At 66.8% G+C, this 15,489-nt stretch carries 14 protein-coding genes and 1 pseudogene; 11 read left to right on the top strand and 4 right to left on the bottom strand.

The window, feature by feature from the left end; translation table 11 throughout:
* The 8 genes and pseudogenes from WBV89_RS14950 to WBV89_RS14915 all read left to right on the top strand — a co-directional run.
* Positions 1-287 (top strand): annotated as a pseudogene (locus WBV89_RS14950) (hypothetical protein); the annotation flags it as partial.
* A 170-nt stretch (positions 288-457) separates the two neighbouring features.
* Positions 458-997, top strand: a complete 540-nt coding sequence (locus WBV89_RS14945; RefSeq protein ID WP_423982149.1) for an NUDIX hydrolase — start codon at positions 458-460, stop codon at positions 995-997.
* 53 nt (positions 998-1,050) lie between these two features.
* Positions 1,051-1,413, top strand: coding sequence for a large conductance mechanosensitive channel protein MscL (mscL, locus tag WBV89_RS14940; RefSeq protein WP_423982148.1), 363 nt, complete (start codon positions 1,051-1,053; stop codon positions 1,411-1,413).
* Between the two features lie 76 nt (positions 1,414-1,489).
* Entirely contained in the window at positions 1,490-2,632 is a 1,143-nt protein-coding gene (locus WBV89_RS14935; RefSeq protein ID WP_423982147.1) for a hypothetical protein, read from the top strand.
* Between the two features lie 50 nt (positions 2,633-2,682).
* Positions 2,683-4,299, top strand: coding sequence for an ABC-F family ATP-binding cassette domain-containing protein (locus WBV89_RS14930; RefSeq protein WP_423982146.1), 1,617 nt, complete (start codon positions 2,683-2,685; stop codon positions 4,297-4,299).
* Between the two features lie 59 nt (positions 4,300-4,358).
* Positions 4,359-5,264, top strand: coding sequence for a TIGR03564 family F420-dependent LLM class oxidoreductase (locus WBV89_RS14925; protein ID WP_423982145.1), 906 nt, complete (start codon positions 4,359-4,361; stop codon positions 5,262-5,264).
* A complete protein-coding gene (locus WBV89_RS14920) occupies positions 5,261-6,094 on the top strand; it encodes an enoyl-CoA hydratase/isomerase family protein (protein WP_423982144.1) in 834 nt (277 codons plus the stop codon). The genes WBV89_RS14925 and WBV89_RS14920 overlap by 4 nt, the downstream gene beginning before the upstream one ends.
* Complete coding sequence (locus WBV89_RS14915) at positions 6,094-7,896, top strand: alpha/beta fold hydrolase (RefSeq protein WP_423982143.1); 1,803 nt, start codon at positions 6,094-6,096, stop codon at positions 7,894-7,896. The genes WBV89_RS14920 and WBV89_RS14915 overlap by 1 nt, the downstream gene beginning before the upstream one ends.
* A gap of 28 nt (positions 7,897-7,924) precedes the next feature.
* On the opposite strand, the gene WBV89_RS14910 is transcribed toward WBV89_RS14915, so the two are convergent.
* Positions 7,925-9,592, bottom strand: a complete 1,668-nt coding sequence (locus WBV89_RS14910; protein ID WP_423982142.1) for a fumarate hydratase — start codon at positions 9,590-9,592, stop codon at positions 7,925-7,927.
* Positions 9,593-9,702: 110 nt separating this feature from the next.
* Here WBV89_RS14910 and trhA point away from each other — a divergent pair, with 110 nt between their 5' ends.
* The 3 genes from trhA to WBV89_RS14895 all read left to right on the top strand — a co-directional run bounded on the left by trhA (position 9,703) and on the right by WBV89_RS14895 (position 12,555).
* Complete coding sequence (trhA, locus tag WBV89_RS14905; protein ID WP_423982141.1) at positions 9,703-10,350, top strand: PAQR family membrane homeostasis protein TrhA; 648 nt, start codon at positions 9,703-9,705, stop codon at positions 10,348-10,350.
* An 86-nt stretch (positions 10,351-10,436) separates the two neighbouring features.
* Positions 10,437-11,828, top strand: coding sequence for a TrkH family potassium uptake protein (locus tag WBV89_RS14900; RefSeq protein WP_423982139.1), 1,392 nt, complete (start codon positions 10,437-10,439; stop codon positions 11,826-11,828).
* Positions 11,821-12,555, top strand: coding sequence for a potassium channel family protein (locus tag WBV89_RS14895; protein WP_423982138.1), 735 nt, complete (start codon positions 11,821-11,823; stop codon positions 12,553-12,555). The genes WBV89_RS14900 and WBV89_RS14895 overlap by 8 nt, the downstream gene beginning before the upstream one ends.
* Positions 12,556-12,594: 39 nt before the next feature.
* On the opposite strand, the gene WBV89_RS14890 is transcribed toward WBV89_RS14895, so the two are convergent.
* From WBV89_RS14890 to WBV89_RS14880, 3 genes are all read right to left on the bottom strand, one after another.
* Positions 12,595-13,872 (bottom strand): alpha/beta hydrolase family protein, encoded by a 1,278-nt coding sequence (locus tag WBV89_RS14890; protein ID WP_423982137.1) that lies wholly within the window; start codon positions 13,870-13,872, stop codon positions 12,595-12,597.
* A 52-nt stretch (positions 13,873-13,924) separates the two neighbouring features.
* The gene (locus WBV89_RS14885; protein WP_423982136.1) at positions 13,925-14,668 is read right to left on the bottom strand and encodes a TSUP family transporter; all 744 of its coding nucleotides are present in this window, start codon (positions 14,666-14,668) and stop codon (positions 13,925-13,927) included.
* Positions 14,665-15,489 (bottom strand): ATP-dependent helicase C-terminal domain-containing protein (locus WBV89_RS14880; protein WP_423982135.1); only part of this gene is annotated, 825 nt, incomplete at its 5' end. The genes WBV89_RS14880 and WBV89_RS14885, both read right to left, overlap by 4 nt.

The following is a 15,489-nucleotide window of genomic DNA, read 5'->3' as shown; positions in this document are numbered from 1 at the left end:
GCGGCACGGTGTCAGCCGACCCCGCCGGCATCCGGCTGCTGCTCGGGAGCGACGCCGAGGGGTGGCGGCGCGGTCCGTTGCGTGCGGTGCGGTCGTGGGCCGGGCCGTGGCCGGTCGATCAGCACTGGTGGGAACCCACCCGTCATCGACGTCTCGCCCGGTTCCAGATGCTCGTCGCCGACCACGATGGCGAGGGAGGCGAGGGAGACGAGGCAGACGAAGAGGAGCGGGCTCACCTCGTCGTCGCCGAACACCAACGTTGGTTCCTCCTGGCGACCTACGACTGATGGGAGTTCTGGGCGGTCGGGAGTTCCGGAGGTGCCCTCGTTCCGCATTACTCGGACAGACGTGGGCGGAGTCCGAGTAAGGAGGAATGAGGGAGCACCTGGAGGTCTCGCCGATTGCGCGTGGTCGGCCGTCCTCGTGTCGATCGAACGGGGCTGCTACACACGATGTCATGAGCATCGAACGATTGCGGGCCGACGTGGCAGGGCGACAGCCGGTCGACGAGCGCGAGGCGGAGTCGATCGACCGGTTCCTGGCCGAAATCGATGCGTCGGCCGACCCGCTGTCGCAGGATGCCGGCCCGATCCACGTCACCGGCTCGGCGATCGTGGTGGGGCCGCGCGGGGTGCTGTTGCACAAGCACCGCCGGTTGGGGATCTGGTTACAGCCGGGCGGACACGTCGACCCGGGCGAGATGCCGTGGGATGCAGCGCTGCGCGAGGCCCGCGAGGAAACCGGTCTCGACGTCGCGTTCGCCGGGCCGCTCGACGAGGAGGGCGTGCCGGTCCTGATCCACGTCGACGTTCACGCCGGAGGGCGCGGACACACGCATCTCGACACGCGATATCTCCTCGACGGGGGCGATGCCGACCCCGCCCCGCCGGAGGGCGAGAGCCAGGAGATCGACTGGTTCGACTGGGAGGCGGCCATCGCGATCGCCGACCCGGGGCTCCGCTCGATCCTGGTGCATCTCACATCCGGCCGCTCGTGAATGCGAAGCTGGGGCCAATCGGAGACAACCCGCCATCAGCAGGAGAGCACCACATGCTTCAGGAATTCAAGGACTTCATCAACCGCGGCAATCTCGTCGAACTCGCGGTCGCCTTCATCTTGGCCGCGTTCTTCGCTCCGATCGTGACCGCCATCGTCGACGGCGTGATCATGAACATCATCGCGGCGATCTTCGGCCAGCCGAGCTTCGACTCGATCACGATCGATGTCGGGGACGCGACGCTGTTCGTCGGGACGGTGATCACCGCAATCGTCAACTTCGTGATCGTCGCATTCGTGTGTTTCCTGATCGTCAAGGCGTACAACTCGATGAAGGAGCCGGAAGACGAGGCAGGTCCGTCGGAGACCGATCTGTTGATCGAGATCCGCAACGAGCTGCGCGCTCGCAACGACTGAGCGGCTGCACCCGCAAACGATCACGGATCGGGGTTGCTGACGTGACTTCAGCACTCTGACCCGGTTCAATGTGGGCATGATCCGCCGTTCTCGCTTCGCGCCCGCGCTTGCACTCGTGCTCGTGCTCGGCGCATGTGGGTCGGGGGAGTCGTCGTCACCCGACGACACGACGGCGAGTACTCCGGTTCCGACGGTGCCCGGCGTCGGCAACCTGCCCGACACCGTCCCGACCCCCGACGTCGCTGCGGGAGTCAACACGCCCGACGAAGTCCCGGTGTCGGTCGAGATCAGCCGCCCGGTCGATGAGGACGGAGCCGTTCTCGACAGCATCGCCGAACAGGTGCAGGGCAATCGTCTGCTGGTCATCGGTGACTCGATCCTCGCGTCGACCTCCACGAGGTACGGCGGCGAGTTGTGCGCGGCACTGACCCCGCTCGGGTGGGACGTCGAGGTCGACGCCGAGCCGGGACGATTCGTCGAGTTCGGAAACGAGGTCCTGACCGACCGGCTGTCCGACGACCTGCCGTCCGACGAGGACTTTGATGCAGCGATCGTCCACCTGGGCAGCAACTACCGCGAGGACCAGGAGGCGTACTTCGAGGAGTTGAGCGAGATCCTGTTCCGCATCTCACCGCGACCGATGGTGTTGATGAACGTGACCGAGTACCGGCCCGCGTGGGCGGAGGTCAACGAGGTCATCGACGAGCTCGCCACGCTCTACGACAACGTCACCGTGGTCGACTGGGAGAAGGTCTCGTCGTTCCCCGGCGTGCTGAGCGGCGACGGACTGCACCCCGGAAACCAGGGCGAAGCGGTGCTCGTGGACCTGCTCGCGGTCGCTCTCGGGCAGGTCGCGCAGAGCGAGGGCGAGTGCCTCCCGACGTCGTTCTCCGACGACTCGGCCATCGGGAGCGGTGGGGGACCGAGCTCCGGCGGTTCATCCAGTGACTTCTCGACCGGCAGCTCGAACTCCAACAGCTCGTCCAGCAGCGGATCGTCGTCCAGCGGATCGTCCTCCAGTAGTTCGTCCAGCGGGGGTTCCTCGTCCGGTGGGGCCGCCACGGTGGAACCGACATCTCCTCCCGAGACATCGCCCCCGCAGACCTCCCCTCCGGGAACATCGCCGCCCCAGCCGTCGCCACCTGTGACGTCGCCGCCTGTGACGAGTCCGCCCGTCACGAATCCGCCTGCGACTTCGGCGGCGGCATCCGGAGGCTGAGTCGCCCCAGTCACGCTGCATCGCCGGTGTGACTTCGTAGCCTGAGCGCCATGTTGCAGGCACAGGCCGTTTCGGTCGAAGTAGGTGGGCGGTTGCTGGTCGACCGCGCCAGCTTCACCGTCATGGCCCGTGACAAGGTCGGCATCGTCGGTCGCAACGGCGCCGGGAAGACCAGCTTGTTCAAGGTGCTCGGCGGCACCGACGAGCCCGCGTCCGGGAACGTTCTCCGCAAGGGCGGCTTCGGCTACCTCCCCCAGGACCCCAAGATCGCAGGCGACCTCGAGGGTCGCACCAGCATCACCCACATCCTGTCGGGCAAGGGGATCGACGACGAGATCGTGCGGATGGAGAAACTCCGGATCGCGATGGAGGAGAACCCCGACGAGCGCAACGTGAACCGCTACCTCAAGGCCGAGGAGATGTTCCGGACGAGCGGCGGCTACGCCGCCGACAGCGAGGCTCGCGCGATGGCGGTCGGATTGGGGCTGCCCGACGATCGCCTCGAACTCCCGATCAGCGTGCTCTCCGGTGGGGAGCGTCGCCGCGTCGAGCTCGCTCGGATCCTGTTCGCGGGGACCGACGTGCTGTGCCTCGACGAGCCGACGAACCACCTCGACATCGACGCCAAGACCTGGCTGCTGCAGTACATGCGCCAGTACAAGGGCGCATTGCTCGTCATCAGCCACGACCTCGACCTGCTCGACGAGGCGATCACCCGCGTCCTCCACCTCGACCGGACATCCGAGGACGAGGTCGGCGACCTGATCGAGTACCGCGGCACGTACTCCCAGTATCAGCGCTCACGCGCGGAAGACGAGGCCCGCCAGATCAAGAAGGCCGCGCAACAGTCGAAGGAGATCGCGCGCATGCAGGGCGTCGTCGATCGCTTCGGCGCGAAGGCCACCAAGGCATCGATGGCGCACTCGATGGAGAAGAAGATCGCCCGCCTCGACGCGACGCGGGTGCACGCTCCGAAGTCGACCAAGACGTTCAACGTGCGTTTCCCCTCCCCACCACCGTGCGGTGAGACCGTGATCACCGCCGACGGGATGTGCAAGGGCTACGCAGGCGTGACCGTGTTCGAGGACATCGGCTTCGACCTCGGCCGCGGAGAACGACTGCTCGTGCTCGGCCTCAACGGAGCCGGCAAGACCAGCCTGCTGCGCATCCTCGCCGGCGAGACCGAGGCCGATCTGGGTGACTTCGACTTCGGGTACCAGGTGCACTCGGGCTACTACGCCCAGGAACACGACAACCTGCGAGTCGACGAGAGCCTGCTCACGAACCTCCGCGACTCGATCCCGGCCGGGGTCGAGATGGGCGAGACCCAGCTCCGTGGGTTGCTCGGCATGTTCGGACTGTCCGGCGACAAGGTCTTCCAGGATTCGGGCACCCTCTCCGGCGGGGAGAAGACGAAGCTCGCGCTCGCGATGCTGATGACCGGCAAGAACAACCTGTTGCTGCTCGACGAGCCGACCAACAACCTCGACCCGCCGTCGCGTGAAGCGGTCGCGAACGCGCTCGTCGACTGGCCCGGTGCGATCATCTTCGTCAGCCACGACACCGACTTCGTGAAGGAACTCGCGCCCACCAAGGTGTTACTGATGCCCGACGGCGACGTCGACTACTTCAACGAGGATTGGCTCGAACTCGTCTCGATGGCCTGAGTCGGCGGGACCTCGTCCCGAACGTGAGGCTGTGCGAGCGCAGCGGGTACGGTCGGGTCATGCGTATCGGATATTTCGGTGGGAAGATCAACGACGGCACGGTGGACGATGTCGTCGCCGAGGCGGCACAGGCCGAGGCGGACGGTTTCGCCTCGTACTGGGCACCGCAGATCTTCGGCCACGATGCGTTGACCGCGTTGGCCGTCGTCGCCCGGGAGGTTCCCCGGATCGAGCTCGGCACGTCGGTCGTGCCGACCTATCCCCGCCATCCGATGGCGCTCGCTCAGCAGTGCTTGACGGTCAACGCCGTCGCCGACGGCCGCCTCACGTTGGGGATCGGGCTGAGCCACCAGGTGGTCATCGAGAACATGATGGGGATGAGCTTCGACAAGCCGATCCGTCACATCCGTGACTACATGAACATCCTCGGCCCGCTCAGCCGCAACGAACCGGTCAGCTACTCGGGCGACGCCTACTCGACCCACGCGTCCGTCAACGCCGTCGGGGCGAAGCCGTTCTCGACGGTGATCGCGGCACTCGGACCGCAGATGCTGCGTGTCGCGGCCGAACTCGCCGACGGCACGCTGACGTGGTGCACCGGACCGATCACGCTGGCCGAGCACACGATTCCCACGATCAGTGCGGCCGCGGAGGCGGCCGGTCGCCCGACGCCGCGCGTCATCGCCGCACTGCCGGTGTGTGTCACCGACGACTTCGAATCGGCGAAGGGCCGCGCGGCCAAGGTGTTCGAGATCTACGGCAGTCTCCCCAGCTACCGAGCGATGCTCGACCGTGAAGGAGCCGCCGGCCCGGAGGACATCGCGATCACCGGGACAGTCGACGAAGTCGTCGAGCGCGTCGGGCGTCTCGCCGAGATCGGTGTCACCGACTTCGCGACCGTCGAGTTTCCCGGCAATCCCGACGAGGCCGAGGCCACCCGCGCCGCGATCAAGCAGCTGTTGTGAGCGCAGTCGCGGTCTCCGTCGAGGATTCAGGCGTCGCGGTCGTCACGATCGGACATCCTCCGATCAACCTGATGACCGTCGAGGTCTTCATCGAACTCGCGGGGACCGTCGACCGACTCGCCAACGACGACACGGTCCGCGCCGTCGTGCTCCGCTCGGCGAACCCCGAGTGGTTCATCGCCCACTTCGACGTCGAGGCGATCCTCGGATTTCCGACCGAACAGCCGACCCCGACCGAACTCAACGGCTTCCACCTGATGTGTGAACGACTGCGCACGATGGACAAGCCGACCATCGCCCAGATCGAGGGCCGCGTCGGCGGAGGTGGAAGCGAGGTCGCAGCGAGCTGCGACATGCGCTTCGCCACGCCCGATGCGGTGTTCAGCCAGCCCGAGGTCGCGCTCGGGATCCTTCCCGGTGGGAGTGGAACCGTCCGACTGCCGCGTCTCATCGGGCGTGGGCGCGCACTCGAGGTGATCCTCGGCTGTGACGACATCGATGCACAGACGGCCGAGGCATGGGGCTGGGTCAACCGGGTGCTTCCCGCAGATGCGATCACCGGCTTCGTCGACCGCCTGGTCGCCCGGATCGCTTCGTTCCCACCACATGCGGTCGCCGCCGCCAAGGCCGCTGTCGTGCGGGCCGAGACCGGAATCGTCGATGACCTGCTCCAGGAGGGGGCAGCGTTCAACGCGACGCTCGCCGATCCGGAGACGCGCGCGGCGATGCAGCGATTCCTCGAGATCGGTGGTCAGACGCCCGACGGTGAACGCCGCCTGGGTCAGCTGGCGGCCGAACTCGGACGAACGACTCCGAGCGCGCCCGATTGATGTCGCGCCGGTCCGACGTCGACGGTCCGGCATTGGAAGGCCTGATGCGCGGTCGACGACGATGCGCGTGGGGTGTCGGTCTCGCCGTGGTGGTCGCCGCGTGTTCATCCACGCCGCCGGTCGCCGTCGAGCGCGCCGACCGCAGCGTCGGGGAGTTGACCGCTGACACCGGCCCGGGACTTCCCGACGTCGGAGCGGAACGACCGCCGACAGCCGACCAGGAGGATCCCGATCCACCCGTCGTGGAGGCACCGGAATCGACGCTCGAGTGGGGAGACTGCACACCCTTCGAGATCCCGAGCCCCGACGTCCTCGGCACGTCGGGCTGGGAATGCGCGACGCTTGGTGTTCCGATGGACCCGTTCGGCGTCGACGCCACCGAGACGGACATCGGCGCCGAGAGTGTCGACCTCGCGCTCACCCGGCACCCCGCCACGGGTGATCGTCGCGGATCGATCCTCGTCAACCCGGGGGGACCCGGTGGCGACGGGCTCACGACCGCGTGGGGTCTGCGCTCCGAACTCTCGACCGAACTCCTCCGCGGTTTCGACCTCGTCTCGTGGGACCCGCGGGGTATCGGACAATCGACACCCAAGATCGACTGTGATGATGCGGTCGCTCCCGGCGACCCGGACTTCATCGCTCGGTGCGTCGACCTGACCGGGCCGGTGAGCGCATACCTGGCAGCGCCCTATTCGGCCGCCGACATGGAGGCGATCCGAGTCGCGCTGGGGGAGGACGAACTCAACTACCTCGGCTACAGCTACGGGACGCTGCTCGGGGCGACGTACGCGGCGGAGCACCCCGACCGCGTCGGAGCCTTCGTGCTCGACGGGGCGACCGATCCGTTGGTCGGCAGCCCCGACGGTCCACGCGAAGGCGGTTTCCCGACCCTCGCCGACGACGGACTCGATGCCTCACGCGAGCGCTTCACCGAACTGTGCGATGCCAGCGATCGCTGTCTCCTCGGCCGGAACTCGTCAATCGTCCTCGATGTCGTGGAGTCCAGCGTGCAGTTCCTCCCCACACCGAACTTCGACCGGAACCCCGAGACCATGTCCGTCGGAGCATTCCAGGAGGTGGTCGACCTGGCGCTGACCTACGCCGGGGATTGGGAGCTCCTGGCGACGGCGTTGTCCGATGCCGACCGCGGTGACGCGTCAGCGCTCGCGTCGTTGTCGGCGGGACCGGTTGACGAGACGAGTGAGCCCGGGTCGGGTGAGAGTGATTTCACCGAGGCCAACTTCATGATCTACTGCGCAGATTTCGCATCGCTGCTCGACCCGTTGACCTTCTGTGACGCGATGCCCGAGAACGCGGAGACGCTCCAACCGGTGCAGCCGGTCGACGTCGAACAACCGTTGCTCGTGATCGGTACCGAGTACGACCCGTTGACGCCCGGGTACCACGCACCGGCGTTCGCCGAGGCGTTGGGTGATGCCACCTCCATCATCTGGGAAGGCGTGGGGCACACGGCCTTCCCGGGGTGGACACCGTGCATCGACGACGTCGTCGACGGCCAGTTCCTCGGTCGGCCGCTCCCCGCAGCGGGCACCAGGTGCTCGTTCCTGTTCGGGGTCGACGACGACGAGACACTCGGCGACGAGCTCTTCGGGCAGGGCGACGTCGAGTCCGAACGAATCCTGGAGCAACGGTTCGGCGACGAGGTCGACGCCTCGGACGCGCGCTGCCTCGCCCGGGAGATCAACCGGGAGTCGGACCGGGTGATCAGCCACGTGATCCTCGACGTCACGTCGGACGACGCCGAGGCAGCGTTCACCGAGGCATCCGCGAACTGCTGATCGCTCGCGGGGCCAGGAACCCGACGCGTCAGGAATGGGGCTTCAGCGTGACCGGCATCGTCGCTTCGGCGCGGACCTTCGCATAGAAGTCGTTGCCCTTGTCGTCGACGACGACGAACGCCGGGAAGTTCTCGACCTCGATCTTCCAGATCGCTTCCATCCCGAGTTCGGCGTACTCGAGTACATCGACCTGCTTGATGTTGTCGAGCGCGAGTCGTGCGGCGGGACCACCGATCGAGCCGAGGTAGAAGCCGCCGTTCGAGGCACACGAATCGGTCACCTGCTGCGAACGGTTTCCCTTGGCGAGCATCACCATCGACCCGCCTGCGGCCTGGAACTCGGGAACGTACGAATCCATCCGTCCCGCCGTCGTCGGGCCGAACGAACCGGATGCATATCCCTCGGGCGTCTTGGCCGGACCGGCGTAGTAGACGGCGTGGTCCTTCCAGTACCGGGGCATCTCCTCGCCGGCGTCGAGTCGCTCCTTGATCTTCGCGTGGGCGATGTCGCGGGCGACGATCATCGGCCCGCTCAACATCACCTGGGTGGTCACCGGAAGCTCGGCGAGCGTCGCGCGGATCTCGTCCATCGGACGATTGAGGTCGATGTGCACGGGTTCGGAATCGAGCAGGTCGGCTGAATCGACCGTCGGGAGGAAGCGCGCCGGGTCGGTCTCGAGTTGCTCGAGGAAGAGGCCGTCGGCGGTGATCTTGCCCATCGCCTGACGGTCGGCCGAGCACGACACCGCCATCCCGACCGGGCAGGACGCGCCGTGACGGGGCAGTCGGATGATGCGCACGTCGTGGCAGAAGTACTTGCCGCCGAACTGGGCGCCGACACCGGTGCTCTGAGCGAGTTCGAGCACCTGCGCTTCGAGTTCGAGGTCACGGAACGCGTGGCCGGCCTCCGAGCCCGTCGTCGGAAGTGTGTCGAGGTAGCGCGCCGTTGCGAGCTTGGCGGTCTCGACCGCGATCTCGGCCGATGTGCCACCGATGACGATGCCGAGGTGGTACGGCGGGCAGGCGGACGTCCCGATCGACTGGATCTTGTCGAAGATCCACGGCAGCATTGTGGCTTCGTTGAGCAGGGCTTTCGTCTCCTGGAACAGGAAGCTCTTGTTCGCGGATCCGCCGCCTTTGGCCATGAACAGGAACTTGTACGCGTCGCCGTCGATCGCGTTGATCTTGATCTCGGCGGGCAGGTTCGTGCCGGTGTTCTGCTCGGTGTACATGTCGAGCGGAGCCATCTGGCTGTAGCGCAGATTCGACGTGAGATAGGTGTCGGCGATTCCGCGTGCGATCTGCTCCTCGTCGCCACCACCGGTGAACACGAACTGGCCTCGCTTGGCCTTGACGATGGCGGTGCCGGTGTCCTGACACATCGGGAGCACGCCGCCGGCCGCGATCGAGGCGTTCTTCAAGAGGTCGAGCGCGACGAAGCGGTCGTTGTCCGACGCCTCGGGGTCGTCGAGGATGTTGCGGAGCTGTCGGAGGTGGCTCGACCGCAGGTAGTGAGCGATGTCGTGCATCGCCTCGGCCGTGAGCGCCCTGATCGCCTCGGGTTCCACCTTCAGGAACGTCCCCTCCGGCGTCTCGAACGTCGACACGCCGTCGGTCGAGACGAGGCGGTACTCGGTGGTGTCCGGACCGAGTGGAAACATCTCGGTGAAGGGAATCGCGTCAGCGTTGTCGGCCATGTGTCGAGCTTACGCACGGGCTTGCCGAGGACGAACTGGAAGTCATGCAGGTGCCGCGGATCACCCGGAACTGCGACCAGGGTGTGAAGCGGCCGGGGTACGGTGATCGGGTGGTGTCGAGCGCGGAATCGATCGAGCGCCCCTCGTGGCGTGGCTGGCTCCACACCGGCGCGTTCGCGTTGACCATTCCGGCCGGGCTCGTCCTGATCGTGCTGGCCGACACCGCCGCAGCACGAACGTCGGCAGCGATCTACGCCGCCTCGTTGGCGATGATGTTCGGCACCTCGGCGGCCTATCACCGCCTGGCCCAGTCCGAGACCGCTCGTCGCCGAATGCAGCGTGCCGACCATTCGACGATCTTCCTGCTCATCGCGGGGACGTACGTCCCGATCACGATGGTCGTGATGCCGATGAAGTGGGGGATCCCGATCCTCGCGTCGATCGCGACCCTCGCGGTCGTCGGAATCCTGATGAAGACGCTGATCTTCGACCGCATGCAATGGCTCGCGTCCGCGTTGTACCCGATCATGGGCTGGATCGCGGTGCTCACGCTTCCGGTCCTCTTCGACGAGCTCTCGGCTGCACAACTGGTGTTCGTCATCGGAGGGGGACTCGTCTACAGCCTCGGGATCCCCGTGCTCTTCCTGCGTCGGCCGGACCCGTGGCCCCGTACGTTCGGCTACCACGAGGTCTGGCACGTGTTCGTGATCGTCGCCGCCGGGTTGCACTTCGCCGCGATCACCAGCATCGTCGCCTGATCGCCGCGTCGTCCGCCGACCGACCGTCGACAACGGGGTGACCGGAGAGCCGGTCGCGACACCGCGCGATCCGTAGGCTCGGTCCAATGCGCCGGCCCGGCCTTCTCAGCATCGTCCACAATCCGGCGCAATTGGTGGTCGCAGCGTTCGCGGTGTTGATCGGGATCGGCACCGTCCTGTTGCTGCTTCCGGCGGCGACCGATGGGCCTGGTGGTGCCGGGTGGGAGGACGCGCTGTTCGTCTCGACGTCGGCCACCACGGTCACGGGGCTGTCCACGGTCCCGACCACCACGTTCTCGTTGTTCGGTGAGTTGGTGATCCTGGCGTTGATCCAGATCGGTGGCTTCGGCATCATGACCATCGGGTCGGTGTTCGCCCTGATCGCCATGCGGCGCATCGGGCTCCGGCAACGAATGTTGGCGCAGGCCGAGATCGGCGCGGTCGACATCGGTGAGCTGGGGCGACTGCTGCGTGCGATCGCCAAAATCACCGTGGTCGTCGAAGGTGGACTCGCGATGATTCTCTTCGGGCGGTTCTGGCAGGGCGGATACGAGGACGGACCGGTGGGAGCGGCCTATTCGGCGGTGTTCCACTCGGTCTCCGCGTTCAACAACGCGGGCATGTCGCTGTATCCCGACAACCTCGAGGGGTTCGCCGGCGATCCGTGGGTGATCTATCCGATCACTGCGGGGTTCATCGTCGGCGGGCTCGGGTTTCCGCTCTACGTCGAGGTCGTGCGCAGGTGGAGGCACGAACGCGACGAGCGGCGTGGCCTCGAGACCCTCGGCGCGGACCGGGCGAAACCGTGGAGTCTGCACGCCCGGATCACGGCCGGCGCGACGGTGATTCTGCTCGTGGGCGGACCACTGATGGTGCTCGCGTTCGAGTGGACCAACCCAGGGACGCTGGGACCGTTCGGGATCTTCGAGAAACTGTCGAACGCGTGGTTCCAGGGCGTCACGCCGCGCACCGCCGGGTTCAACACGATCGACACCGGAGCGCTCAACGAGACGACCCTGCTCGGCATGAGCATCCTGATGTTCATCGGAGCGGGTCCAGCATCGACGAGCGGTGGCATCAAGGTCACGACCGCGGCGGTGCTGGCAGCCGTGATCTGGGCACAGATCCGCGGTGAATCCGACGTCAACGTGCTCCGACGCCGGCTGCCGCCCTCGATGATTCGCCAAGCGGTGACGATCGCGTTGTTGTCGATCGGATTCGTCGGCATGACGTCGCTGGTCTTCATGGCGAGCGATGGCCTCGGACTGTCCGATGCGTTGTTCGAATCGACGTCGGCGTTCGGAACGGTCGGTCTGTCGACCGGCGTGACTGGGTCGATCAGCACCGGCGGACACCTGGTGCTGACGCTCGCGATGATCTGCGGTCGTGTCGGCCCACTCACATTCGTCACGGCGATCACGCTGGCCGAACGAACCCGGCTCTATCGTTACCCCGAGGAGCGTCCGATCATTGGCTGAGAAAAGATTCGCACGACATGTGATGCGCGGGTTCGGGTCGCAAACCGACCGTCCGCCGGATCGCGTCATCGAACATCGCGGCGAGATCGTCGTGATCGGCCTCGGTCGATTCGGGTCGTCGCTGTCGCGCACGCTCGTCGGCATGGGCCACGAGGTCCTCGGTCTCGACGTCGATCCCGCGAGAGTCCAGGAACACACGGGCGTCCTCACGCACGTCGCCGAGGTCGACACGACCAGCGTGCGGGCACTGACGCAACTCGGAGTGGCCGACGCGACCACCGTGATCGTCTGCATCGGCAACGACGTCGAGGCCAGTGTGTTGACCACCGCGGCGCTCGACGACCTCGGGATCCCGAACGTCTGGGCGAAGGCGATGACGGAGGCACACGGCCGGATCCTGAGTCGGGTCGGCGCCCACAGCGTCGTCTTTCCCGAGAACGACATGGGTAAGCGCGTGGCGCACCTGGTGACCGGTCAGATGCTCGAGTACGTCTCGCTCGACGACGATTTCGTGCTCGCCGAGATGAACGCACCGAGGCTGATCGTGGGGATTCCGTTGGGCGACTCGAACCTGCGGCGGGACCATCGCGTGACGATCGTGTGCCACAAGCCGGACGGTGGAAAATTCACTCACACCGACCGTGACACGGTGCTCACGACGAGCGATCTGATCGTCGTCGCAGGAGTCCGCGACGACGTCGAGGCATTCGGCGAAGCCGCCCGCTGACAGCCGTGTCAACCGGGGTCGGACCCCAGTTGACACGCTCTACTTGACGAGGTAGTTGACGTCGTCGGGGATCTCGATGACGTCGGGGTCGATCATCTCGCCATCTTCGAACACGGAGTCCAGGAACGAGATCGCAAACGTGTTGGTCAGTTCCTGCGCTCGCTCGATCGGCATGTCGCCGGGCGAACACCCCTCGGCGCCCATCGTCTCGACCGTCTCGAGGACGAGCGGGTTGACGTCGCGGAGCGTCGGGAAGACCTCGAGGTAGTCGCACAGGTCGGTGAACGACTGGTGTTGGGCATCGACGAGTTCGAGTCGGTAGTGCGGTTCGCTGTTGGTGAGGTCCCAGGCGCGACGGACGTTCGGGTCGATCGGTGTCGTCTGGTCGTTGGTCCCGGCGATCACGAGGGCGGGCGTGGTGATCGAGGCGAGGCGCTCGTCCGACAACAGTTGGTCGTCCGGGTCGTCGCCACCGACCGCGGGTGCGATCGGAATGATCGCGTCGACACGCGAATCGGCGGCGACCTCGCCGAGTTCGTTCGAGTACCCGGACGCCACCGCATATGTGGTGAATCCTCCGAACGAGTGACCGGTGACGGCGATCCGCTCGGGATCGGTCGACGCGACGAACCCGGCGGTCTCGGTGCTCTCCGGGTCGAGCATCGCGTCGATCACGACCTCGACGTCCTGGGATCGGTTGATCGCGATCAACGCACTGTCGTCGGGAGTTCCGAGAACCCGCTCGACGGCGGTGTTGCCCGTGTGGTCGGGGGCGACGACCACGTAGCCGTGGCTGGCGATGGTCTCGGTGTAGTTCGAGGCGATGTAGCGCTGGCCGCCCGAGCCGTGTGAGTACACGATCAGCGGGAACGGTCCGTCGGGGGCGATCGAGGCGGGCTCCGCGCTGATCGCAGACGGCGATTCGTAGGAGTCGCCGGTGACGAACGTGTACTGGTGCGGTTCGCCGGTCGTGCCCTTCGCCAGCGGGAACCACACGTCGACGGTGAGGGGTCGCTCACGCTCATGGTCGGTGATCGTGATCGTCGAGACACCGACGTCGTACTCGCCCGGACCGACCGATTCCAGGGCTGCGAGTGCGACCTCCGTCGTCGTCGATGCGGGCACGGTGTCGGGGGCTTCCGTGGCCGGTGGTTCCGAGTCGATGGGGTCCGTCGGCGGTGCCTCGGTTCCGGTCGTGGCTTCGGTCTCGCCCGTCGTCGCCGGCTCGGAGAGCGTGTCCCCGTCGCCGGAACACGAGGCTGCGACGAGCAGGCATCCGACGAGGAGGGCGGTGATGTGACGCGTGCCGGAGATCATGGAACGAGATCATGGTCGAGACGTTCGCACGACGACGAACGCGTGCGGGTGATCAGGGCCAGAGTGTTCGCACGAGGAGTGCGATCGCGCTGAACGCCGACAGTCCGAGCACGATCGGGCGCACGGCCGAGCCGACGAGTCGGTCCTTGTAGCGCCGTGCGGTGGCGAGGCCGAGCAGGACCGACGGCAACAGCAACGCCGCCAGTTGGAGTTGTCGCGGCCCGAGTTCTCCCGCGACGACCAGGGCGAACGCGGTGAGCAGCGATCCGACGGAGAAGAACAACGAGATCGTGGCTCGCATCGTCACCGGGTCGCTGTGCTGATAGGTGAGCGCCATCGGCGGTCCGCCCACACCGACCGCTGTCCCGGTGAAGCCCGACCCGAACCCGGCGATCACGAGTGCGGTCGGTGTCGGGGTGAAGCGCTGTGCCGTCAGCGAGACGATGACCCCGCCGAGGACCGTGACTCCGACGAGAATCGCGAGAACGTCGTCGGAGATCGACGCGACGACCATCGCCCCGAGGATCAGTCCAGGGATGCGTCCGATCAGTGCCGCCGTCACCCCGGGTTTGTCGATGTGGGAGCGGTCGGCCCACGCCACGCCGAACGTGATCGGCAGCACGACGATGACGATGCACGCCGGCACGAAATCGGGGTCGACGAGCAGCAGCACGGGTGACGAGAGGATCCCCACGCCCACCCCCGTTGCGGCCTGCATCACCGCACCGACGTAGACGACGCTGACGCAGGCGAGCGCGCCCAGGGCGGGGAGGCCCATGATCGTGAACGCGGTCATCGGTCCTTCATCCGACCCGGCGTGGCTGAAGCCGGGTCGTCGGGCCAACGATGCTTCGGGTACCGGCCGGCCATCTCCTTCTTCACCTCGGCCCAACTCCCGCTCCAGAAGCCGGGCAGGTCGGCGGTGACCTGGATCGGCCGGTCGGCGGGGGAGAGCAGTTCGAGTCGGATCGGAATGCCACCGGCCGTCGGGTGGTCGGTGACGCCGAAGAGGTCCTGGACGCGCACGGCGGCGGTCGGCGCTTCGCCGGAGTAGTCGACGGGGACCGATCGTCCCGAGGGAAGGGTGAGCTGGTCTGGTACGAGTCGCTCGAGATCGCTGCCCTCCGGCCATGGAAGCTGCGACCGCAGGACCATCGCCACGTCGAGACCGTCGAGATCGCGTCGACCCGTGGCCCCGGGCAGATACGGGGCGAGCCACCGGTCGACCGCCTCCACCAGAGCGTCGATCGACCAGTCCGGCCACGGCTCGCCGACGTTGCGGTGCAGGAACTCGACCCGTCGGCGGAGGCGCGACGCCGCGGCCGACCATCCCAGGACGGCGAGTCGGGTCTCGCGAACGCGGCGCATCAGCGCGTCGGTCGTCGCGTCGCCCGGCTCCGGACGGCGGTCCTGCTTCCCGAGCCGAATCGCTCCGAGTCGACGTTCGACGGTTTCGACCAGTTCGTCGCGGTCGGTGTTCCACACCAGCGTCCGCTGCTCCTTGATCTCGTCGCCGGCCATGTCGATCACGGTGTCGACGTCGACCGCAGCGGCGAGCCGGATCCGTGCCCGGTCGGCCTTGCCGTCGAGGTCGGCGGCGACGACGAACGGTTCCTG

Source organism: Ilumatobacter sp. (assembly GCF_049588435.1).
Classification (GTDB): Bacteria; Actinomycetota; Acidimicrobiia; order Acidimicrobiales; family Ilumatobacteraceae; genus Ilumatobacter_A.
The sequence above is the reverse complement of the archived record's forward strand: the minus strand, read 5'-3'. Positions and strand labels throughout refer to the sequence as shown.

Excerpts from the sequence above, each read along its gene's own strand:
- WBV89_RS14915 (WP_423982143.1), top strand. The coding sequence starts at position 6,094 with ATGTCGCGCCGGTCCGACGTCGACGGTCCGGCATTGGAAGGCCTGATG.
- WBV89_RS14885 (WP_423982136.1), bottom strand. The coding sequence starts at position 14,668 with ATGACCGCGTTCACGATCATGGGCCTCCCCGCCCTGGGCGCGCTCGCC.
- mscL (WP_423982148.1), top strand. The coding sequence starts at position 1,051 with ATGCTTCAGGAATTCAAGGACTTCATCAACCGCGGCAATCTCGTCGAA.
- WBV89_RS14930 (WP_423982146.1), top strand. The coding sequence starts at position 2,683 with ATGTTGCAGGCACAGGCCGTTTCGGTCGAAGTAGGTGGGCGGTTGCTG.
- WBV89_RS14890 (WP_423982137.1), bottom strand. The coding sequence starts at position 13,872 with ATGATCTCCGGCACGCGTCACATCACCGCCCTCCTCGTCGGATGCCTG.
- WBV89_RS14910 (WP_423982142.1), bottom strand. The coding sequence starts at position 9,592 with ATGGCCGACAACGCTGACGCGATTCCCTTCACCGAGATGTTTCCACTC.
- WBV89_RS14935 (WP_423982147.1), top strand. The coding sequence starts at position 1,490 with ATGATCCGCCGTTCTCGCTTCGCGCCCGCGCTTGCACTCGTGCTCGTG.
- WBV89_RS14900 (WP_423982139.1), top strand. The coding sequence starts at position 10,437 with ATGCGCCGGCCCGGCCTTCTCAGCATCGTCCACAATCCGGCGCAATTG.
- WBV89_RS14945 (WP_423982149.1), top strand. The coding sequence starts at position 458 with ATGAGCATCGAACGATTGCGGGCCGACGTGGCAGGGCGACAGCCGGTC.
- WBV89_RS14925 (WP_423982145.1), top strand. The coding sequence starts at position 4,359 with ATGCGTATCGGATATTTCGGTGGGAAGATCAACGACGGCACGGTGGAC.